We start from the raw sequence: 19,778 nt of genomic DNA, 5'->3' as shown, positions 1-19,778 counted from the left end.
GGGAACTTCCGGCATGACATGCCTCATCACCGCCGGAACGGATATCCCGGTGACTTCCGGGCACCAGGGGTACGGAACGCGTCCCCCACGGGTGCCGCGACCGGGGTCGCGACAAGGCCGCGGAGCGCTTCGCGGCCCCGGGCGGCCTCCCGCCGTGCCGGGGCCGACGGCCGCATCCACGGCGAGCAGCAGGCGGGGACGCGCTGACCTGCGATTCGTTTTCGCAGGTCAGGGCACATGACAACGGTGTTCAGTGCCGCGTTGCCGGATACCCCCCACCCGTAGTTCACTGTGATCGCGGGGCAGAACGCGACGGCCCACGACGGACCACAGAAGGGCTGCTTCCATGGGGGCTGGGCACGACCACGGCCATACGCACACCCACGTGCCGGCCACCGCGACGGCCGCGGCGGCGTACCGGGGCAGACTGCGCGTCGCCCTGTCGATCACGCTCGCCGTCATGGTCGTCGAGATCGTCGGCGGGGTGCTCGCGGACTCCCTCGCGCTGATCGCGGACGCCGCGCACATGGCGACGGACGCGCTGGGGCTGGGCATGGCGCTGCTGGCCATCCAGTTCGCCAACCGGCCGCCGAGCGCCAACCGCACCTTCGGACTGGCCCGCGCCGAGATCCTGGCCGCCCTCGCCAACTGTCTGCTGCTGCTCGGGGTGGGCGGCTACGTCCTGTTCGAGGCCGTCCAGCGGTTCTTCACCCCCGCCACCACCGAGGGCGGGCTGATGATCTGGTTCGGCGCGTTCGGTCTGGTCGCGAACGTGATCTCGATGTCGCTGCTGATGCGCGGCCAGGCCGAGAGCCTGAACGTGCGCGGGGCGTTCCTGGAGGTGGCGGCGGACGCCCTGGGGTCGGTGGCGGTGCTGATCTCGGCGGTGGTGATCCTGACCACCGGCTGGCAGACCGCCGACCCGATCGCCTCGCTCGTCATCGGCCTGATGATCGTGCCGCGCACCGTGAAGCTGCTGCGCGAGACGCTCGACGTGCTGCTGGAGTCGGCCCCCAAGGACGTCGACATGGCGGAGGTGCGCTCCCACATACTCGCCCTGGACGGGGTGGAGGACGTCCACGATCTGCACGCGTGGACCATCACCTCCGGGATGCCGGTGCTGTCGGCGCACGTGGTGGTGCGCTCGGACGCGCTGAACGCGATCGGCCACGAGAAGATGCTGCACGAGCTCCAGGGCTGCCTGGGCCACCACTTCGACGTGGAGCACTGCACCTTCCAGCTGGAGCCGAGCGGGCACGCGGAACACGAGGCCCGGCTCTGCCACTGAGCGCGCGCCGACGCCCGCGCCGCATGATCCGCACACACGTTCCGGACGGTTCTCCGATCCCGGCGCCGGGCAAGATCACCTACCGGGCCCCTTGCCGTGCGGGACATGCGCGCTTTCGCGCGAAGTGCCGGGAGTGCCGGACGCGTACGGCAGACTGGGGACGCGAGGACCGATGCTAAGGATGGGTATGCCGATCACACCTGCCACCGCGACACAGACGTCGCCGAACGGCACCGCGGACGCGATCTTGCTGGAGCTGGTCGACGAGAACGGCGTCACGATCGGCACCGCGGAGAAGCTGGCCGCCCATCAGCCGCCGGGGCAGCTGCACCGCGCCTTCTCCGTGTTCCTCTTCGACGAGCGGGGCCGGCTGCTGCTCCAGCAGCGGGCGCTCGGCAAGTACCACTCCCCCGGGGTGTGGTCCAACACCTGCTGCGGTCACCCCTACCCCGGTGAGGCACCGTTCGCGGCGGCCGCGCGGCGCACCTTCGAGGAGCTCGGGGTCTCCCCGTCGCTGCTCGCCGAGGCGGGCACGGTCCGCTACAACCACCCGGACCCGGAGTCGGGTCTGGTCGAGCAGGAGTACAACCACCTGTTCGTGGGGCTGGTGCAGTCCCCGCTGCGGCCGGACGCGGAGGAGGTCGGCGACACGGCCTTCGTGACGCCCGCCGAGCTGGCGGAGCGGCATGCCGCGGACGTGTTCTCGTCCTGGTTCATGACCGTCCTGGACGCCGCCCGCCCGGCGGTCAGAGAGCTGACGGGGCCGTCGGCCGGCTGGTGACCCTCAGGGCACCCGCACGGGCTTCAGCGGCAGGGCGGCCCAGATCACCTTGCCGCCGCCCGACGTGTGCTCGACGTCGCAGACCCCGCCCGCCTCCAGGGTGATCTCCCGCACCAGCAGCAGTCCCCGGCCGCCCGTGCGACCGTGGTCGGCCTCCAGGGCGGTCGGACGGTAGGGATGGTTGTCCTCCACCGACACCCGCACCCACTCGGCCCCGACCGCCACTTCCACGGCGAGCACCGGCGACAGCACCGCCGCGTGCCGGACGGCGTTGGTCACCAGCTCGGAGACGATCAGCAGGAGCCCCTGGGCCAGATCCTCGGAGACCGGCACCCCCTGGCGGTACAGCAGGTCCCGCACGGCGTGTCGCGCCTGCGGGACCGAGGCGTCCACGGCCGGCGCGGTGAACCGCCAGACGCCTTCGTAGGGCAGCGGCCGGGGCCCGGCCTCCGTGGAGGAAGCGGAGGGTTCGGAGGGTTCGCCCGGGGCGCCCTCTGGGCGTGGGTCGGGCCCGCGCCCTTGATCGTCCATCGTCCGGTCGCCACCCTCGCGCTCGATTGTCACCACACGTGCAGTGTTGGTACCGAGGCGCTCCCCTCCGGATGACTGAACAGAAGTCAGCAGTTATCGAACGTTTCCGACCGGCCCCGGATGACGGAGTCGACCGCGGGACCGTTTTCTGTCCTCTCCGCGCCGACTTCGCGCACTCTTCGGGTTGTACGGGTTCGGCGGCGCCGCTCCTCCCCTTTGGCCGTCATTGGTTCCCTTTGATCGGCTCTGGTTCCCTTTGCCGCCGGTGTCGCGCCTCTCACATCGGCCGCACCGATCATGCGGAGGAGCCGGTGGCTAGCATCCGGAGCATGGAGCCCGATCTGCTGCACGGCGTCACCGACGCGGTCGCCACCGTCGTCCTGCACCACCCGGCGAAGCGCAACGCCATGACAGCCGCGATGTGGGCGGCGCTGCCCCCGTTGCTCGACACGCTGGCCGCCGACCCCGCGGTGCGGGCGCTGGTGCTGACCGGCGCGGGCGGCACCTTCTGCGCGGGGGCCGACATCTCCACGCTCCGGGAGTCGCCGGAGGAGGCGCAGGAGCTGGCGGTGCGGGCCGAGGAGGCCCTGGCGGCGTTCCCGAAGCCGACCCTGGCGGCGGTCCGGGGGCACTGCGTCGGCGGCGGCGCCCAGCTCGCCGCGGCCTGCGACCTGCGGTTCGCCGAGGAGGGCGCCCGGTTCGGGGTGACACCGGCGAAGCTCGGCATCGTCTACCCGTCCACCGCCACCCGGCGCCTGGTGTCCCTGGTCGGCCCGGCCACCGCCAAGTACCTGCTGTTCTCCGGTGAGTTGATAGACACCGAGCGGGCGTTGCGCACCGGTCTGGTCGACGAGGTGCTGCCCGTCGACGGACTCGAGGAGCGGGTCGCGGAGTTCACCCGGGTACTGGTGTCCCGCTCGCAGCTGACGCAGGCCGCCGCCAAGGAGTTCGCGAACGGCCGCGGGGACCGGGACGGCCACTGGAGCGCGCAGGCGCGCGGCAGCGGCGACACCGCGGAGGGCGTCGCCGCGTTCCTGGAGCGCAGGGAGCCGCGCTTCACCTGGACTACGTCAGGATGAAGCGGCTGCGGGCGCGCAGCTGCTCGACGAGGTGGGCGGGCGCCTTGTGCGGGGCGCCCGCGTCGTAGGGCGGCTGCGGGTCGTACTCCGTGGCCAGTTGCACGGCCCGGGCGTGGTCGTCGCCCGCGATCCGGCCGAGCAGGGCGAGTCCCATGTCGATGCCGGACGAGACGCCGGCCGCGGTGACGTACTTGCCGTCGAAGACGACGCGCTCGCCGGTCGGCTCGGCGCCGAAGGCCTCCAGCTGCTCCAGGGCCAGCCAGTGGGAGGCGGCCCGGCGGCCTTCGAGGAGCCCCGCGGCGGCGAGCAGCAGGGAGCCGGAGCACACGGACGTCGTCCAGGTGCTGGTGGCGTCGGCGGCGCGGAGCCAGTCGAGCAGGGGCTCGTGGTCCATCAGCGCGCTCTGGCCGGGCCCCCCGGAGACGATCACGATGTCGGGGGCGGAGACCTCGGACAGCGCCCGGTCGGCGGTGACGGCCAGGAAGCCGGTCTCCGTGCGGACGGGCCCTCTCTCCTCGGCCATGAAGACGATCTCCGCGCCCGGGGCGCGGGAGAGCATCTCGTACGGGCCCACGGCGTCGAGAGCGGTGAAGCGGTCGTAGACGACGACGGCGATCTGCATGGGTTCCTCTCGGACGGGCTCTTGGGGCTTCAGTGGACGGGTGCGGGGCGGAACCGGCGGCGGTACTCCGCCGGGGGCGTCCCGAGCGCCTTGACGAAGGCGCGCCGCATGGCCTCGGGTGTCCCGTAGCCGCTGGCGCGGGAGATCTCCTCGACGCCGTCGGCCGTGTCCTCCAGCAGGCGGCGGGCGTGCTCCAGGCGGACCCGGTCGACATAGCGGCCGGGCGTCATGCCGGTCTCGTCGCGGAAGGCGCGGGCGAAGTGGCGCGGGGAGAGCAGGGCGCGGGCGGCGAGCGACTCGACGCTCAGGTCGGCGGCGGGATGCTCGGTGATCCAGTGCTGGACCTCCCGCAGGGGTGCGCGCTCGGCCGTCTGGGCGGCCAGCTGCGCGCTGAACTGCGCCTGGTTACCGGGTCGGCGGAGAAAGACGACCAGGTGGCGGGCGATCGTCAGCGCCGCGTCGCGGCCGAGGTCCTCCTCGACCAGGGCGAGGGCCAGGTCGATGCCGGAGGTGACCCCGGCCGAGGTGTGGACGTGCCCGTCCCGGACGTAGATCGGGTCCGGGTCGACCCGCACGGCCGGGTGGTCGCGGGCGAGCCGGTCGCAGTACGCCCAGTGGGTCGTCGCCCGCCGGCCGTCCAGCAGGCCCGCGGCGGCGAGCAGCGTCGCGCCGGTGCAGACGGAGACGAGGCGCTCCGCGCGCGGGGCGTGCACCCGCAGCCAGTCCGTCAGCGGCGTGATCTGCGGGCGGCGGGTGCCCCGGCCGCCGGGGACGAGCAGCGTGTGCGGGTCGCCCGCGCCCGTGAGTGCCTCGTCCGGTACGAGGGTCAGCCCGCTGGAGGTGCGCACGGGAGTGCCGTCCAGGGAGGCCGTACGGATCCGGTAGGTGCCCGGGGTGTGCCGCTCGGCGCCCGCGAAGACCTCCAGGGGCCCCGTCACGTCGAGGCTCTGGACTCCGTCGAAGAGCACGATGAGAACGGTGGGAACGGTTCGCTGCGGCATGGGGACGATTCTTCTCGGGCGGGGCGAACGGCGGCAATGACGGGTTCCCCACCTTTCCTGCCATGACCGGCCGGCATGGCCCGGCGATCTCGAGGTACCCGGTCCTTGCCGGCCGGAGCGGCCGGCGACCGAGAACGTGGAAGAACGCAAAGGGGAAGCTCGTGTTCCGTGCGATCGCAGACGTCCTGCGCCAGATCGGTGGCGCCGTCGCCACCGTGGTGACGCTGCCTTTCCGGGCGCTTGCCCGGCTCTTCGGCGGGGCCTCGGGCTCCACCAGGAGCCGCAGGGCCTGATGACCGCGCCCTGATCCCCGAGTGTCGGTGTCACCTGCCACAATTGCCGCGCAACCTCAGTGGAGAAGGCGGTACGGGATCGTGACGACACCCGGGTCCATCGAAGTAGGGTCCATCGAAGGCAGGATCGCCGAGGAACTCGGCGTACGGCAGCGGCAGGTGAAGGCCGCCGTGGAGCTGCTCGACGGCGGCTCGACGGTGCCCTTCATCGCCCGCTACCGCAAGGAAGCGACCGAGATGCTCGACGACGCGCAGCTGCGCACGATCGAGGAGCGGCTGCGCTACCTGCGGGAGCTGGAGGAGCGGCGGACGGCGATCCTGGAGTCGGTGGGCGAGCAGGGCAAGCTCACCGACGCGCTCCGGGCGCAGATCCTCGGCGCCGAGACCAAGGCGCGGCTGGAGGACATCTACCTGCCGTTCAAGCCCAAGCGGCGCACCAAGGCGCAGATCGCGCGCGAGGCGGGCCTCGAACCGCTCGCCGAGGGGCTGCTCGGCGACCCGTCGGTCGATCCGCTCGCGGCGGCCGCCGCGTTCGTCGACGCCGACAAGGGCGTCGCCGATCCGCAGGCCGCGCTGGACGGCGCGCGGGCGATCCTCACCGAGCGGTTCTCGGAGGACGCCGACCTGATCGGCGAGCTGCGCGAGCGCATGTGGAAGCGCGGGCGGCTGGCCGCCAAGGTGCGCGACGGCAAGGAGGAGGCGGGCGCGAAGTTCGCCGACTACTTCGACTTCGCCGAGCCGTTCACCGCGCTGCCCTCGCATCGCGTCCTGGCGATGCTGCGCGGCGAGAAGGAGGAGGTCCTCGACCTCGTCCTGGAGCCGGAGGAGCCCTCCGAGCAGCCCGGTCCCTCCTCGTACGAGGGGATCGTGGCGAGCCGCTTCGGCATCGCCGACCGCGGCCGGCCGGGCGACAAGTGGCTGACGGACACCGTCCGCTGGGCGTGGCGCACCCGCCTCCTCGTCCATCTCGGCATCGACCTGCGGCTGCGGCTGCGGACGGCCGCCGAGGACGAGGCCGTCGACGTCTTCGCCGCCAACCTCCGCGACCTGCTGCTCGCCGCGCCGGCCGGCACGCGCGCGACGCTGGGCCTGGACCCGGGCTTCCGTACGGGCGTGAAGGTCGCCGTGGTGGACGCGACCGGCAAGGTCGTCGCCACGGACGTGATCTACCCGCACGTCCCGGCGAACAAGTGGGACGAGGCGATCGCCAAGCTCGCGCGGCTGGCGAAGGAGCACACGGTCGACCTGATCGCCATCGGCAACGGCACGGCGTCCCGGGAGACCGACAAGCTCGCCGGTGAACTCATCACCAGGCACCCGGAGCTGGATCTCACCAAGGTGATGGTGTCCGAGGCGGGCGCCTCCGTGTACTCGGCCTCCGCCTTCGCCTCCCAGGAACTGCCCGACATGGACGTGTCGCTGCGCGGCGCCGTGTCGATCGCGCGCCGGCTCCAGGATCCGCTCGCCGAGCTGGTGAAGATCGACCCCAAGTCGATCGGTGTCGGCCAGTACCAGCACGACCTGTCCGAGGTGAAGCTGTCGCGTTCGCTGGACGCGGTGGTGGAGGACTGTGTGAACGGCGTGGGCGTGGACGTCAACACGGCCTCGGCGCGGCTCCTCTCCCGGGTGTCCGGCATCTCCACCGGACTCGCCGAGAACATCGTGGCGCACCGGGACGCCAACGGGCCCTTCACCTCCCGTTCCGAGCTGAAGAAGGTGGCCCGGCTCGGCCCGAAGGCGTACGAGCAGTGCGCGGGCTTCCTGCGCATCCGCGGCGGCAGCGACCCGCTGGACTCCTCCAGCGTGCACCCGGAGGCGTACCCGGTGGTGCGGCGCATGGTGAAGACCTCCGGCCAGCAGGTGGCGTCCCTCATCGGCAACACGGGTGTGCTGCGCTCGCTGCGGCCTACGGACTTCGTGGACGAGACGTTCGGTCTGCCGACCGTCACGGACATCCTCAAGGAGCTGGAGAAGCCCGGGCGCGACCCGCGGCCCGCCTTCAAGACGGCCACCTTCAAGGAGGGCGTGGAGAAGATCTCCGACCTGTCGTCCGGGATGGTCCTGGAGGGGGTCGTGACGAACGTGGCGGCCTTCGGGGCGTTCATCGACGTCGGTGTCCACCAGGATGGCCTGGCGCACGTGTCCGCGCTGTCGAAGACGTTCGTCAAGGACCCCAGGGACGTCGTCAAGCCCGGTGACATCGTCAAGGTGAAGGTTCTCGACGTCGACATCCCGCGCAAGCGGATCTCGCTGACGCTGCGGCTGGACGACGAGGCGGCCCCGCAGGGCGGCGGCCAGGGCCAGCCCTCAGGCGGAGGCCGGCCGCAGCGGGGCGGCGGACGTCCGCCGCAGCAGCGGCAGCAGCAGGGCGGCCAGCGCGGCGGAGGCGGTGGCGGTGGCGGTTCGCGCCAGGCTCCCCCGCCGGGCAACAGCGCGATGGCCGACGCACTGCGCCGGGCGGGCCTCGTCGACCCCAAGAAGGGCAGGCGCTGACAGCGCGGCAGCACACCGGGGCCCGGCCCGCCGGGCCCCGGCAGTCCCGGCCAGTCCTCGTGGAAACGGGAACTGCCCGGGGTGCCCGCGGACACGGCCTAGCGCTCGGTCACCTTGCCGTCGGCGACCTCCAGGCGGCGCGTGACGTGGACCGCGTCCAGCATGCGCCGGTCGTGGGTGACCAGGAGCAGCGTGCCCTCGTAGGCGTCGAGGGCCGACTCCAGCTGCTCGATGGCAGGGAGGTCGAGGTGGTTCGTCGGCTCGTCCAGGACCAGGAGGTTGACGCCCCGGCCCTGGAGCAGCGCGAGGGCCGCGCGGGTGCGTTCGCCGGGTGACAGGGTGGCCGCCGCGCGCGTCACATGGTCCGACTTCAGGCCGAACTTGGCCAGCAGGGTGCGCACCTCGGCCGGTTCGGTGCCGGGCACGGCCGCGCGGAACGCGTCCAGCAGGGACTCGGGCCCGTGGAACAGCTGCCGCGCCTGGTCGACCTCGCCCACCAGGACGCCCGAGCCCAGGCTGGCCTGTCCGGCGTCCAGCGGGACCCGGCCGAGGAGCGCGCCGAGGAGGGTCGACTTGCCGGCGCCGTTGGCTCCGGTGACCGCGACCCGGTCGGCCCAGTCGATCTGCAGGGACACCGGCCCGAAGGTGAAGTCACCGCGCCGCACCTCGGCCTCGCGCAGGGTGGCGACCACCGCGCCGGAGCGTGGCGCGGACGCGATCTCCATGCGCAGTTCCCACTCCTTGCGCGGTTCCTCGACGGTCTCCAGGCGCTCGATCATGCGCTGGGTCTGCCGGGCCTTCGCGGCCTGCTTCTCGCTGGCCTCGCTGCGGAACTTGCGGCCGATCTTGTCGTTGTCGTTGCCCGCCTTGCGGCGCGCGTTCTTCACGCCCTTGTCCATCCAGGAGCGCTGGGTCTGCGCGCGGTCCTGGAGGGCCGACCTCTTGTCGGCGTACTCCTCGAAGTCCTCACGGGCGTGCCGGCGGGCCACGTCCCGCTCCTCCAGGTAGGCGTCGTAGCCGCCGCCGTAGAGGTTGATCTGCTGCTGGGCGAGGTCCAGCTCGAGGACCTTGGTGACCGTGCGGGTGAGGAACTCGCGGTCGTGGCTGACGACGACGGTCCCGGCGCGCAGCCCCTTCACGAAGCGTTCCAGGCGCTCCAGGCCGTCGAGGTCGAGGTCGTTGGTCGGCTCGTCGAGGAGGAAGACGTCGTAGCGGGAGAGCAGGAGGGAGGCGAGGCCCGCGCGGGCGGCCTGACCGCCGGACAGCGAAGTCATCGGCTGGTCGAGGCCGACTCCGAGGCCGAGCGAGTCGGTGACCTCCGCGGCGCGCTCGTCGAGGTCGGCGCCGCCGAGGTCGAGCCAGCGCTCGAGGCTCGTCGCATAGGCGTCGTCGGCGCCGGGCGCTCCGTCGACCAGGGCCTGGGTGGCCTCGTCCATGGTGCGCTGTGCCTCGGCGACGCCGGTGCGGCGGGCGAGGAAGTCCCGCACGCTCTCGCCCGGGCGGCGCTCCGGTTCCTGGGGCAGATGGCCGACGCTCGCGGTCGGCGGGGAGAGCCTGAGCTCGCCCTGCTCGGGCGAGGTGAGCCCGGCGAGCAGCTTCAGCAGGGTGGACTTGCCCGCGCCGTTGGCACCGACCAGCCCGATCACGTCCCCGGGGGCGACGACGAGGTCGAGCCCGGAGAAGAGGGAGCGGTCGCCGTGGCCGGCGGCGAGGTTCTTGGCGACGAGGGTGGCAGTCATCAGGTCGTAGATCCTAGTGGCCGTGCGGGGGTGCGGTCGCGCCGGATTCCGGCGCGATCTCGCTGTGCGGCGGTGCGGTCGGTTAACGTCCGGGCGTGGACACTCGGTTGAGCGGCGATGTGATCGTGGTCGGTGGCGGGGTCATCGGGCTGGCGACGGCCGTCGTGCTCGCCGAGCGCGGCCTGCGGGTCCGGGTCTGGACGCGCGATCCGGTCGAGCGGACGACCTCGGCCGTGGCCGGCGCGCTGTGGTGGCCGTACCACATCGAGCCGATGGCGCGGGCGCGCACGTGGGCGCTGCGCTCGCTGGAGATCTACGAGGAGCTCGCCGAGCGGCCCGGTGAGACCGGTGTGCGCCTGGTCGACGGGATTCTGGGCGAGACGGAGCTGGACGAGGTCCAGGGCTGGGCGGCGGGCCGGCTGGCCGGGCTGCGCCGGACGACGGCGCGTGAGTACGGCGCGGGGCCCGGCGTCCGGGCCCGGCTGCCGCTGATCGACATGTCGGCCTATCTGCCCTGGCTCCGGCAGCGGCTGCTGCGGGCCGGCGGCACGGTCGAGGAGCGCACGGTGACCGACCTGGCGGAGGCCCGGGCGCCGGTGGTGGTGAACTGCACGGGGCTGGACGCCGGACGGCTGGCGGCGGACCCGTCGGTGCGGCCCGTACGGGGGCAGCTCGTCGTCGTGGAGAACCCCGGCGTCGACACCTGGCTCGTCTCCACCGGCCCGGACGGCGAGACGGCCTATCTGTTCCCGCACCCGGGGCGGTTGCTGCTGGGCGGTACGGCACAGGACGACGTGTGGTCGCTCGAGCCGGATCCGAAGGTGGCCGAGGCGATCGTGCGGCGCTGCGCGGCCCTGCGGCCGGAGGTCGCCGGGGCGCGGATCCTGGAGCACCGGGTCGGGCTGCGGCCGGTCCGGGGCACGGTGCGGCTGGAGCGGGCCGTGCTGCCGGACGGGCGGCCGGTGGTGCACCACTACGGACACGGCGGGGCGGGCGTGACGGTGGCGTGGGGCTGTGCGGAGGAGGCGGCCGCCCTGGTGCTCCCGGCCGCCTCCTGACCGCGCTCGCGGCGCTACGGGATCCGGTGCGTGCGGTGCGGTGTCCGTAGGCCGTCCGGGGACCGGTCGCCGGGCGCGGCCGCCGCCGCTGCGGACGTGGCGCGGGCGAAGGCGTCGGCGCCTCCGACGAACGGGACGCGGGCCGAGGTGCGGGACAGGTCCAGGGTGAGGGTGGGGGTGTCGGCGGGTGGGTCGATGAGGTCCCGGTCGGTGCCCGCGACGATCAGGGCGAGCCGGTGACCGGCCGGGACGACATGGTCGGTGGCCGCCAGGTCGAGGGTGAGGGTGTACGCCCTGCCCGGGGTGAGCGGAACGCCCTTGCCGGGGTCGGCGTAGGTGCCGAGGTCGGCCCAGCCGCGGCTGACGACCGTCCGGCCGACGTCGGCGGTCCTGGCGGCGGTCTCGCGGAAGCAGGCGCTGTCGCCCGTGCTGCTCGCGCCCCAGCAGGTGCGGTCGGTGAGCGTGCTGATGCCCTCGCCGCTCGCCGCGTAGTCGCGGACGGTGTCGGGGCCGAGGTCGACGAGGACGGCGCTGAGGTGGGCCGTCGCAGTGGTGGGCGTGGCGGTGACGGTGACCTGGGAGGAACCGGACAGGCGCAGGTCACGGGTGAGGGGCCCGGTGACGAATCCGGCCTTGCCGGGGGTCGGGGTGTCGATCTGCGCGGCCCACTCGGTCTCGTCGAGCCGCGGGTCGTCGGTGAAGACGGCGGTGCCCGTGCCCTTGCGCAGGCCGAGGGTGCCGACGCCGGGCGCGACGCCGGTGGAGGGGCGCAGGGTGGCGGTCCGGGTGCCGTGCGGCGGCCAGACGGCGGAGGTGACCCATCGGTCGGGGTGGCGTTCGATGTCGGCCATGGGTGCGCGGTCGATGCCGTTGTCGTAGCCGAGGAGTTCGTGGTCGAACCAGCGGTGCAGGGTGTCCACCCAGGCGGCTCGGCGGAAGTCGAAGGGGTCGACGTGGCCGGTCTGGGAGAGCCAGATCTTGCGCTCCACCCCGTTCTTCGCGAGGGCGTCCCACCACTGACCGAGGTGCTTGGTGCGGACGTTGAGGTCCTGCAGGCCGTGGACGAGGAAGACGCTCGCCTTCACCTTGCGCGCGTCCTCGACGTAGTCGCGCTCGGTCCACAGCGGCGTCAGGTCGCCGGTGCGCGGGGCCTCGTCGACGAGTCTTCGCTGGACGGCGGCGCACCTGGCGCGGGCTTCGGGGCTGTCGACGTAGTCGGAGAGCCAGTCGGGTCCGGAGTCGTAGAGGGGGGCGCCCTGGGCGAAGTAGTAGTCGTACCAGGAGGAGATGGCGGCGATCGGGACGATGGTCCTCAGGCCCTTCACGCCGGTGGCCGCCACGCCGTTGGCTATGGTGCCGTCCCAGCTCTTGCCGATCATGCCGGTTCTGCCGTTGGTCCAGCCGGCCTCGGCGGTCGTGGCGCCGGTGCGGGTGGTGTACGCCCTGGCACGGCCGTTCAGCCAGTCGACGACGGCCTTGGCGGACTGGATGTCGGAGCGTCCCCCGACGTCGACACAGCCGTCGGAGCGGTTGGTGCCGGCCAGGTCGACGCCGACGAAGGCGTATCCGCGCGGCACGAAGTAGTTGTCGTAGAAGAGCGGCATCTGCACGACGTTTCCGGCGGCGTCGTACGTCTTGCGCTGGCTGTCGTTGCCGCGTCCGCAGCAGGAGTAGTAGGGGCTGGCGTCCATGATGACGGGCACCTTGCGGCCCTGTGCGGCGGGTTCGCGGGGGCGGACGATGTCGACGGCGACGCGGTCCGTCTTCCCGTCGCTGTCGCCGTCGAGTCCGGTGTCGACCCAGACGGCCTCGCGGACGGCGTTCTCGTACGAATACACGGGCCGGCTTTCGCGCGGGGCGCCGTGGGCCGCGGCCGGGGTGAGGAAGGCGGCCACCAGGAGGGTGATGGCGGCGGTCGCGAGCGGTCTCCAGGTCGTGAAGCGCATGCGTGTCGACATGCGCGGGACGGTACCCGGGTCAACTCCCGCGCAGAAGAGGGCAGCTGTGGGTCCGCTGTGGCCGGAACACGCCCCTGCGGAGGGACTGGCGATGACGGCCGAATGGCGATCGTGTGACAGGGGTGGCGGTGGGCAGGCCCTGGGACACAGGGAGTCAATAGGCTCCGAACAGACCGCGTGAATCTACGACTTGGAGCTTTCGTGCACCGCAGAATCATCGCGCCGGGCGCACTCGCTGCCGCGTCCGTCCTGCTGGCGATCCCGGCATCGGCCGCGAGCGCCTCCCCCGGCGCCCCGGGCATCGGCGACCCCTACTACCCGGCGTACGGCAACGGCGGATACGACGTCTCCCACTACGACCTGCGGCTGAAGTACCAGCCGTCCACGGACGAGTTGGAGGGGACGGCGACGATCCTGGCGAAGACCACGCAGGACCTGTCCCGGTTCGATCTGGACTTCCTGCTCGACGTGAGCGAGGTACGGGTCAACGGCGCCGTGGCGGCGTTCACGACCTCGGGCGAGCACGAGCTGGAGATCACGCCGAAGACGCCGCTGGCGAAGGGCGCGACGGTCACGGTCGTGGTGCGGTACAGCGGGATCCCGTCGTCGAAGCAGGCGTACGGCTTCACCAGTTGGCACCGCACCGCGGACGGCGGCGTCGGCGCGAACGAGCCGGAGGCGGCCTGGTGGTGGTTCCCCAGCAACGACCACCCGCTCGACAAGGCCACCTACGACGTCTCGGTGCTGGTGCCCGACGGCTCGCAGGCGATCTCCAACGGAACGCTCCAGTCCACGAGTTCACGGCTGGGCTGGACCCGCTACAACTGGCGGTCCAACAAGCCCCAGGCCACCTATCTGGCCACCCTCGCCGTCGGGAAGTTCGACATCACGACCGGGACGACCGAGAGCGGCATCCCGGTCGTGAACGCCTACAGCAAGGACCTCGGCGACAACGCCGGCGCGGTGCGGGCGAGCGTCGAGCGGACCGGGGAGATCGCCGACTGGCTGAGCGGGTACTTCGGGCCGTACCCCTTCAACGCGCTCGGCGGGTACGTGCCGAACACCAACACCGGATACGCGCTGGAGACGCAGACCCGGCCCTTCTACAGCCCCCGGCAGTTCGCGAACGGCTCCAACGTCTCGGTGGTAGTGCACGAGTTGGCGCACCAGTGGTACGGCGACCTCGTGTCCGTGGCGGGGTGGAAGGACATCTGGCTGAACGAGGGCTTCGCCCGGTACGCGCAGTGGCTGTGGTCCGAGCACGAGGGCGAGGGCACGGCGCAGGAACTCGCGGACTACGTGTACGCCTCGCACCCGGCAGACGACGCGTTCTGGACGGTGAAGCCCGGCGACCCGGGCGCGGCGAACCAGTTCGACATCGCCGTCTACGACCGGGGCGCGCTGGCGGTCCAGGCGCTGCGCGACGAGATCGGTGACGACGCCTTCTTCGCCGTCCTGAAGGGCTGGCCGACGAAGCACGCGTACGGCAACGCGAGCGTCGCCGACTTCCAGACGTACGCGGAGCAGATCTCCGGGAAGGAACTGGGCTCCCTCTTCGACACCTGGCTGTTCCAGCCGGCGAAGCCGGCCGCGCCCGCGGCACGGACGGCGTCGGTCGCGAAGGTGCCGGCCGCGAAGGTGCCGGCCGCTCCCGCGCAGCCGAGGTCCTGGAAGAAGATCGCGGCGACGAACGACGTGCACGAGCACTGACCTCGTCGCCGCCCGCGGGCGCCCGCCATTCCGAACTCCCGTCTGATATCCGATGACTTGGGGTAGCAAGGGGGGACGGAATCGCGGCGGAAGCGGGGAGAGCGTCATGACGGGCACACAGAGCGGCAACGAGGGCGTGTGGAGGGTCCTGACCGGCGTCGGGGCACTGGGCGTCGGCATCGGCCTGATCGCGGGGATACCGCTACTGAGCCTGGTGGGCGCGCCCCTCGCCATCGTCGGCGTGATCGGACTCACCGCCGTGAGACGCGGGCGGAACTGACGCCGAGGCCCGCCCTGCTCCTGGCCCGGACACGCGCTACCGCCCGGTGGCCGCCGCCCGGGCCAGGAGCGCGTCGCGCGTCAGGGCGGCGCTCTCCGTGGCCGGCACCGTGCAGGCGTACGCGCCGGCCAGCGCGCCGTACTCGGCGCACCGGTACGGCGGCTCGCCGCGCAGCCGGCCGAAGAGGAAAGCGGACGCGAAGGCGTCCCCCGCGCCGTTGGAGTCGACCACCGGGCCGGGCGGGACGGCGGCCGGGACGTGGGTCAGCTCGCCGTCGGTGAGCAGGTAGGCGCCTTTGGCACCGGCCGTGGCGACGACCACCTCGGCGCGGCCCCGTTCGGCGATGCGGCGCATGGTCGTCTCCGGGTCGGTCAGGGCGGTCACGGAGACGAAGACGACGTCCGCCTCGTAGGCGAAGGCCTCGTGGTAGGGGTTCTCCCCGTCCCAGTTGTGCAGGTCCGTGGAGATGCTGCCCACGCCCGCCTCGCGCAGGGCGGGCAGGGCCTCGGCACCGGGGTGGGTGATGGACACGTGCGCGTGGCGGCTCGCGGCGGCCAGCGTCCGCAGGGTGTCCTCGGGGAAGCGGTCGTCCGGGCGCCCGCGGCTGTTGTCGTACAGCGACAGCCGCCGCCCGTCCGGGCCGACCAGGTTGACCGCCCGCTTGGTCCCGGCGGGCTGCGGGATCGCGGTGAGGGCGATGTCCTTGTCCCGGTGCAGGGCGCGGACCAGGTCCCCCTCGGGGTCGTCGCCCAGGAAGTCGAGGTGGTGGGTGCGCAGGCCGAGGGCGGCGAGGCCCAGCGCGACGAAGTCGCCGGTCTGCCCGGCGCGGGCGCGGATCCCGGCGTCGATCATGTAGCTGTCGGCGTACGGAAGCGGCAGCTCCGGCACGTACACGATCGTGTCCACGCCCGCCCCGCCCAGGACCAGGACGTCGATGTCCTCGGCGTGCTCGGTGGCCGCGCTCCCGGTGCGCGTGCTCCCGGTGCTCGTGCTCCGGGTGATTCCGTCGTCGGCGCCCATGTGCGCTACCCCTCCCCGTGGTCGTACACCGTCACCGCGACGCCCCGCCCGACCAGCCGCTCGGTGACGAGCGGCTCGACGCGGGACCACTTGCCTCCGGCCAGACCGCAGCCTATCCGGGGCATGTGCACCGACGCGCCGAGTTCGATCGCGTGGTCGGCGAGGCGGGCCAGGGCGGTGTCGATCGCCGGATAACGGACCGGAACGCCCTTGCTCCCCGTCCGGGTACCGCGCTGGCCGATCATGTTGGCGACCCAGACGTCGGGCTTCACCCGGACCAGCTGGAGCGCGCCCAGGCCGAAGTCGTTCGAGGCGCGCTCGCGGTGCCAGGCACGGTAGGCGGCCTCCGGCTCCGGCCAGCGGCGGGACAGCGCCAGGACGAAGCCCTTGCCCCATCCCCCGAGGTCGTTGCAGACATGGGCGATCACCTTGACACCCTTCACCGACGGAGCGGTGGCGTCCCCCCGGACGTAAGTGATCTCCGACATGACGCCACCGTAGGCGATGCCACTGACAACGGCCCCGGCCTGCCGCTTCGTCCGCGTCCCGCGTCCCGCGTGCCGCCCCGCCGGCTACCGCGTGGGCCGGGACAGCTCCGTCAGTTCGGCGTCCGCGGCCCGGGACACCCTGCCGCGGACCGCGTACCAGCCGCCGACCAGTGCGGCTGCGATCACCGGGATCAGCAGGAGCGTCTTGCGGCCGACCTCGGGGTCGTTCCCCATCAGGCCGAGGACGGCGACCAGGAAGGCGATCGTGACGATCTCCGTGACCGGCCTGCCGGGGAGCCGGAAGCCGGGACGGGTGACGAGGCCTGGCGCGCCGCGGAGACCGCCGGAGGCACCGGCGGGCATGCGGTGGGCCATGTCACAGCGCGTCGCTTCGCACACGGTGCCCACCAGGAGCCGACCGGTTTCACAGCACCGGTGTGACAGCGATACTGCTGCACATGACGATCGAGACCGAGGATCCGGCCCTCACGGTCGACGAGCTGGCCGCCCGGGCGGGGGTCACGGTGCGGACCGTGCGGTTCTACGGCACCAGGGGGCTGCTGCCGCCGCCGGTCATCGGTCCGCGCCGGGTGGGGCACTACGGTGCCGGTCATCTCGCGCGCCTGGCGCTGATCGAGGAGCTGCGCCGGCAGGGCCTGACGCTGGCGGCGATCGAACGCTATCTGGACCGGCTGCCGCCCGGTCTCGACGCCCACGACCTCGCCGTGCACCGGGCCGTGGTGGCCTCGTGGGCGCCGGACGCCGTGGAGACGGTGCCGCGCGCGGAGCTGCAGCGGCGGGCCGGGCGGGCGCTCAGCGAGGAGGACGTGGACCGGCTCGCCGCGATGGGCGTGCTGGGGGCCGACGAACCGGACGGCGAACCGGACGGCGAGGACGCGTACCGCGTCGACGCGGGGCTGCTGAGGCTGGGTGTGCGGCTCCTCGACGTGCCGCTGTCGCCGGAGGCGATCCTCGCGGCCCGGACCGTCCTGCTCGACCACGCGCGCTCCGCGGCCCACGAGTTGTCGCGGCTGCTGCGCGAGGAGGTGCCGCAGCGCGACGCGCAGGCGGTGAGGTCGCTGTCGGCGCACATGCAGCCCCTGGTCGTCCAGGCGCTGCTGACGGCCTTCCAGCGGTCGCTGACCCAGGAGCTGCGGGAGTGGCTCGGGGAGCCGCCGGCGGACGGCTCCCCGTGACGGACGGTTGGCTCAGCGCCCGTCCGTGAAGGTCTCCCCCCGCTCCGCCTTCTCCACCAGCAGCGCGGGCGGGGTGAAGCGGTCGCCGTAGCGCTCGGCGAGCCGGCGCGCGCGGGCCACGAATCCGGGGAGTCCGTTGCCCACCTCGGCGTCGCCCTGGTAGCCGTTGATGTACTGCAGGACGCCGCCGGTCCAGCCGGGGAAGCCGATGCCGAAGAGGGAGCCGATGTTGGCGTCCGCGACGGACGTCAGGACTCCCTCCTCGAGGAGCTTGACGGTGTCGAGGGCCTCGGCGAAGAGCATGCGTTCCTGCATGTCCCGGAAGGGGATCGAGGCGTCCGCGCGCGTGAAGTGCTCGCGCAGGCCCGGCCACAGCCCGGCCCGCCTGCCGTCCTCGCCGTACTCGTAGAAGCCGGCTCCGCCACTGCGGCCGGTGCGTCCGAACTCGTCGACCATGCGGTCGATGACGGCCTCGGCGGGGTGGCCGGGCCAGACACCGCCCGCTTCCTCCACGGCCCTCCGGGACTCGTTGCGGATCTTGCGCGGGAGGGTGAGGGTGAGTTCGTCCATGAGGGACAGGACCTTGGCCGGGTAGCCCGCCTGGGCCGCCGCCTGCTCCACGGACGCGGGCTCGATGCCCTCGCCGACCATGGCGACGCCCTCGTTGATGAAGTGGCCGATCACCCGTGAGGTGAAGAAGCCGCGCGAGTCGTTGACGACGATCGGCGTCTTCTTGATCTGCCGGACCAGGTCGAAGGCGCGCGCGAGCGCTTCGTCGCCGGTGCGCTCGCCCTTGATGATCTCGACGAGCGGCATCTTGTCCACGGGCGAGAAGAAGTGCAGCCCGATGAAGTCGTCCTGGCGCTCGACGCCTTCGGCGAGGGCGGTGATCGGCAGCGTGGAGGTGTTGGAGCACAGCAGCGCGTCGGGGGCGACGATCTGTTCGATCTCCTGGAACACCTTGTGCTTGAGGGAGGTGTCCTCGAAGACGGCCTCGATCACGGCGTCGCAGCCGGCCAGGGCCTGGGGGTCGGCGGTGGGCGTGATGCGGGCGAGCAGGGCGTCCGCCTTCTCCTGGGTCGTACGGCCCCGGGAGACGGCCTTCGCGCACAGCTTCTCGGAGTAGGCCCTGCCCTTGAGGGCGGCTTCCAGGGAGACGTCCTTCAGGACGACGTCGATGCCCGCGCGGGCGCACGAGTAGGCGATGCCGGCGCCCATCATCCCGGCGCCCAGGACGGCCACCTTGCGGACCTGGCGGGGTGCGACGCCCTGGGGGCGGCTGACGCCGGAGTTGACGGCCTGGAGGTCGAAGAAGAACGCCTGGATCATGTTCTTCGACGTCTGTCCGGCGGCCAGTTCGACGAAGTAGCGGGCCTCGATGACCTGCGCGGTCTCGAAGTCGACCTGGGCGCCCTCGACGGCCGCGGCGAGGATGTTCCGCGGAGCCGGGTAGGGGGCGCCGTTGGTCTCCTTGCGCAGGCTGGCCGGGAACGCGGGCAGGTTGGCGGCGAACCGGGGGTTCGACGGGGTGCCGCCCGGGATGCGGTAGCCCGGCCGGTCCCAAGGCTGCTGCGACTCGGGGTTCGCGTCGATGAAGGCACGGGCCTTGGCGAGCAGGTCGTCGGGCGAGTCGGCGACCTCGTCCACCAGGCCGTTCTCCAGGGCCGCCTTCGGGCTGTACTGGGTGCCCTTGAGGAGGACCTTCAGGAGGGCGTCGGTGATGCCCAGCAGCCGGACCGTGCGCACGACACCGCCGCCGCCGGGCAGCAGGCCGAGGGTGACCTCGGGGCAGCCGATCTTCGAGCCGGGCGCGTCCAGGGCGACGCGGTGGTGGCAGGCGAGGGCGAGCTCGTATCCGCCGCCGAGGGCCGCGCCGTTCAGGGCGGCGACGACCGGCTTGCCGAGGGTCTCGATGCGGCGGAGGTTGCGCTTGATCTCCAGACCGCCGTCCAGCAGCTCCTGGGCCGTCTCGGGAGTGACGCGGATGAGGTCGCGCAGGTCGCCGCCGGCGAAGAACGTCTTCTTCGCGGAGGTGAGGATGACACCCCGGATGGAGTCCTTCTCGGCCTCCAGACGGTCGGTGACGGCGGCGAGGGAGGCGCGGAAGGCCGCGTTCATGGTGTTCGCGGACTGGTCGGGGTCGTCGAGGACGAGGGTGACGAGGCCGGTGCGGTCCTGTTCCCAGCGGATGGTGGTGCTCTGTGTCATGACAGGGTCTCCGTAGAAGTCTGTGGGTTCCGC

The 19,778-nt window shown here is 72.5% G+C and carries 17 protein-coding genes and 1 pseudogene; 9 read left to right on the top strand and 9 right to left on the bottom strand.

Going from position 1 to position 19,778, the window contains the following annotated elements:
• Positions 1 to 346: 346 nt before the first annotated feature.
• Together ASD48_RS13535 and idi are read left to right on the top strand one after the other, a co-directional pair.
• Positions 347 to 1,288 (top strand): cation diffusion facilitator family transporter, encoded by a 942-nt coding sequence (locus tag ASD48_RS13535; protein WP_057601812.1) that lies wholly within the window; start codon positions 347 to 349, stop codon positions 1,286 to 1,288.
• Between the two features lie 187 nt (positions 1,289 to 1,475).
• Positions 1,476 to 2,069: an isopentenyl-diphosphate Delta-isomerase gene (gene idi / locus ASD48_RS13530; protein ID WP_057601811.1), complete on the top strand. Its 594-nt coding sequence runs from the start codon at positions 1,476 to 1,478 to the stop codon at positions 2,067 to 2,069.
• Positions 2,070 to 2,072: 3 nt separating this feature from the next.
• Here the strand turns inward: idi and ASD48_RS13525 are convergent, their stop codons facing one another.
• The gene (locus tag ASD48_RS13525) at positions 2,073 to 2,600 is read right to left on the bottom strand and encodes an ATP-binding protein (RefSeq protein ID WP_057601843.1); all 528 of its coding nucleotides are present in this window, start codon (positions 2,598 to 2,600) and stop codon (positions 2,073 to 2,075) included.
• A gap of 329 nt (positions 2,601 to 2,929) precedes the next feature.
• Between ASD48_RS13525 and ASD48_RS13520 the strand changes: the two genes are divergently transcribed.
• Entirely contained in the window at positions 2,930 to 3,679 is a 750-nt protein-coding gene (locus ASD48_RS13520; RefSeq protein WP_057601810.1) for an enoyl-CoA hydratase-related protein, read from the top strand.
• Here the strand turns inward: ASD48_RS13520 and ASD48_RS13515 are convergent.
• Together ASD48_RS13515 and ASD48_RS13510 are read right to left on the bottom strand one after the other, a co-directional pair.
• Positions 3,666 to 4,301, bottom strand: coding sequence for a DJ-1/PfpI family protein (locus tag ASD48_RS13515; RefSeq protein ID WP_057601809.1), 636 nt, complete (start codon positions 4,299 to 4,301; stop codon positions 3,666 to 3,668). The genes ASD48_RS13520 and ASD48_RS13515 overlap by 14 nt on opposite strands.
• 29 nt (positions 4,302 to 4,330) lie before the next feature.
• Positions 4,331 to 5,302, bottom strand: coding sequence for a GlxA family transcriptional regulator (locus ASD48_RS13510; RefSeq protein ID WP_057601808.1), 972 nt, complete (start codon positions 5,300 to 5,302; stop codon positions 4,331 to 4,333).
• A gap of 161 nt (positions 5,303 to 5,463) precedes the next feature.
• Between ASD48_RS13510 and ASD48_RS45960 the strand changes: the two genes are divergently transcribed.
• Both ASD48_RS45960 and ASD48_RS13505 read left to right on the top strand, forming a co-directional pair.
• Entirely contained in the window at positions 5,464 to 5,595 is a 132-nt protein-coding gene (locus ASD48_RS45960) for an LPFR motif small protein (protein WP_020129452.1), read from the top strand.
• A gap of 81 nt (positions 5,596 to 5,676) precedes the next feature.
• Positions 5,677 to 8,088, top strand: coding sequence for a Tex family protein (locus tag ASD48_RS13505; protein ID WP_057601807.1), 2,412 nt, complete (start codon positions 5,677 to 5,679; stop codon positions 8,086 to 8,088).
• A gap of 98 nt (positions 8,089 to 8,186) precedes the next feature.
• Here the strand turns inward: ASD48_RS13505 and ASD48_RS13500 are convergent, their stop codons facing one another.
• Positions 8,187 to 9,827: an ABC-F family ATP-binding cassette domain-containing protein gene (locus ASD48_RS13500; protein ID WP_057601806.1), complete on the bottom strand. Its 1,641-nt coding sequence runs from the start codon at positions 9,825 to 9,827 to the stop codon at positions 8,187 to 8,189.
• Between the two features lie 95 nt (positions 9,828 to 9,922).
• On the opposite strand from ASD48_RS13500, the gene ASD48_RS13495 reads away from it, so the two are divergent.
• Entirely contained in the window at positions 9,923 to 10,885 is a 963-nt protein-coding gene (locus ASD48_RS13495; protein WP_057601805.1) for an FAD-dependent oxidoreductase, read from the top strand.
• 14 nt (positions 10,886 to 10,899) lie between these two features.
• Here ASD48_RS13495 and ASD48_RS13490 read toward each other — a convergent pair whose 3' ends face one another.
• Positions 10,900 to 12,843, bottom strand: a complete 1,944-nt coding sequence (locus tag ASD48_RS13490; protein ID WP_057601804.1) for a Xaa-Pro dipeptidyl-peptidase — start codon at positions 12,841 to 12,843, stop codon at positions 10,900 to 10,902.
• 201 nt (positions 12,844 to 13,044) lie between these two features.
• Here ASD48_RS13490 and ASD48_RS13485 point away from each other — a divergent pair, with 201 nt between their 5' ends.
• Both ASD48_RS13485 and ASD48_RS44180 read left to right on the top strand, forming a co-directional pair.
• The gene (locus ASD48_RS13485; RefSeq protein ID WP_199875780.1) at positions 13,045 to 14,553 is read left to right on the top strand and encodes a M1 family metallopeptidase; all 1,509 of its coding nucleotides are present in this window, start codon (positions 13,045 to 13,047) and stop codon (positions 14,551 to 14,553) included.
• Positions 14,554 to 14,659: 106 nt separating this feature from the next.
• Complete coding sequence (locus tag ASD48_RS44180; RefSeq protein WP_157880625.1) at positions 14,660 to 14,833, top strand: hypothetical protein; 174 nt, start codon at positions 14,660 to 14,662, stop codon at positions 14,831 to 14,833.
• A gap of 36 nt (positions 14,834 to 14,869) precedes the next feature.
• Here ASD48_RS44180 and ASD48_RS13480 read toward each other — a convergent pair whose 3' ends face one another.
• The 3 genes and pseudogenes from ASD48_RS13480 to ASD48_RS13470 form a co-directional block, all read right to left on the bottom strand.
• Positions 14,870 to 15,853 carry an adenosine kinase gene (locus tag ASD48_RS13480; RefSeq protein ID WP_242432584.1) on the bottom strand — a complete coding sequence of 328 codons (984 nt, stop codon included), beginning with the start codon at positions 15,851 to 15,853 and terminating at the stop codon, positions 14,870 to 14,872.
• 5 nt (positions 15,854 to 15,858) lie between these two features.
• Positions 15,859 to 16,341 carry a macro domain-containing protein gene (locus tag ASD48_RS13475; RefSeq protein WP_057601802.1) on the bottom strand — a complete coding sequence of 161 codons (483 nt, stop codon included), beginning with the start codon at positions 16,339 to 16,341 and terminating at the stop codon, positions 15,859 to 15,861.
• Positions 16,342 to 16,425: 84 nt separating this feature from the next.
• Positions 16,426 to 16,665, bottom strand: a pseudogene (locus tag ASD48_RS13470) (L-asparagine permease); the annotation flags it as partial.
• Positions 16,666 to 16,799: 134 nt separating this feature from the next.
• On the opposite strand from ASD48_RS13470, the gene ASD48_RS13465 reads away from it, so the two are divergent.
• Positions 16,800 to 17,537 carry a MerR family transcriptional regulator gene (locus tag ASD48_RS13465; RefSeq protein WP_057601841.1) on the top strand — a complete coding sequence of 246 codons (738 nt, stop codon included), beginning with the start codon at positions 16,800 to 16,802 and terminating at the stop codon, positions 17,535 to 17,537.
• Between the two features lie 12 nt (positions 17,538 to 17,549).
• On the opposite strand, the gene ASD48_RS13460 is transcribed toward ASD48_RS13465, so the two are convergent.
• On the bottom strand, positions 17,550 to 19,745 hold the full coding sequence (locus ASD48_RS13460; protein WP_057601800.1) for a 3-hydroxyacyl-CoA dehydrogenase NAD-binding domain-containing protein: 2,196 nt from the start codon (positions 19,743 to 19,745) through the stop codon (positions 17,550 to 17,552).
• Positions 19,746 to 19,778: the final 33 nt, after the last annotated feature.

Source organism: Streptomyces sp. Root1310 (assembly GCF_001426425.1).
In the GTDB taxonomy this organism is placed as follows: Bacteria; Actinomycetota; Actinomycetes; order Streptomycetales; family Streptomycetaceae; genus Streptomyces.
This window is presented reverse-complemented; position numbering and strand designations above follow the sequence as displayed.

Bases quoted from the DNA above. Each gene is read 5' to 3' on its own strand.
- ASD48_RS13535 (WP_057601812.1), top strand. From the start codon at position 347: ATGGGGGCTGGGCACGACCACGGCCATACGCACACCCACGTGCCGGCC.
- idi (WP_057601811.1), top strand. From the start codon at position 1,476: ATGCCGATCACACCTGCCACCGCGACACAGACGTCGCCGAACGGCACC.
- ASD48_RS13525 (WP_057601843.1), bottom strand. From the start codon at position 2,600: ATGGACGATCAAGGGCGCGGGCCCGACCCACGCCCAGAGGGCGCCCCG.
- ASD48_RS13520 (WP_057601810.1), top strand. From the start codon at position 2,930: ATGGAGCCCGATCTGCTGCACGGCGTCACCGACGCGGTCGCCACCGTC.
- ASD48_RS13515 (WP_057601809.1), bottom strand. From the start codon at position 4,301: ATGCAGATCGCCGTCGTCGTCTACGACCGCTTCACCGCTCTCGACGCC.
- ASD48_RS13510 (WP_057601808.1), bottom strand. From the start codon at position 5,302: ATGCCGCAGCGAACCGTTCCCACCGTTCTCATCGTGCTCTTCGACGGA.
- ASD48_RS13500 (WP_057601806.1), bottom strand. From the start codon at position 9,827: ATGACTGCCACCCTCGTCGCCAAGAACCTCGCCGCCGGCCACGGCGAC.
- ASD48_RS13490 (WP_057601804.1), bottom strand. From the start codon at position 12,843: ATGTCGACACGCATGCGCTTCACGACCTGGAGACCGCTCGCGACCGCC.
- ASD48_RS44180 (WP_157880625.1), top strand. From the start codon at position 14,660: ATGACGGGCACACAGAGCGGCAACGAGGGCGTGTGGAGGGTCCTGACC.
- ASD48_RS13480 (WP_242432584.1), bottom strand. From the start codon at position 15,853: ATGGGCGCCGACGACGGAATCACCCGGAGCACGAGCACCGGGAGCACG.
- ASD48_RS13475 (WP_057601802.1), bottom strand. From the start codon at position 16,341: ATGTCGGAGATCACTTACGTCCGGGGGGACGCCACCGCTCCGTCGGTG.
- ASD48_RS13465 (WP_057601841.1), top strand. From the start codon at position 16,800: ATGACGATCGAGACCGAGGATCCGGCCCTCACGGTCGACGAGCTGGCC.
- ASD48_RS13460 (WP_057601800.1), bottom strand. From the start codon at position 19,745: ATGACACAGAGCACCACCATCCGCTGGGAACAGGACCGCACCGGCCTC.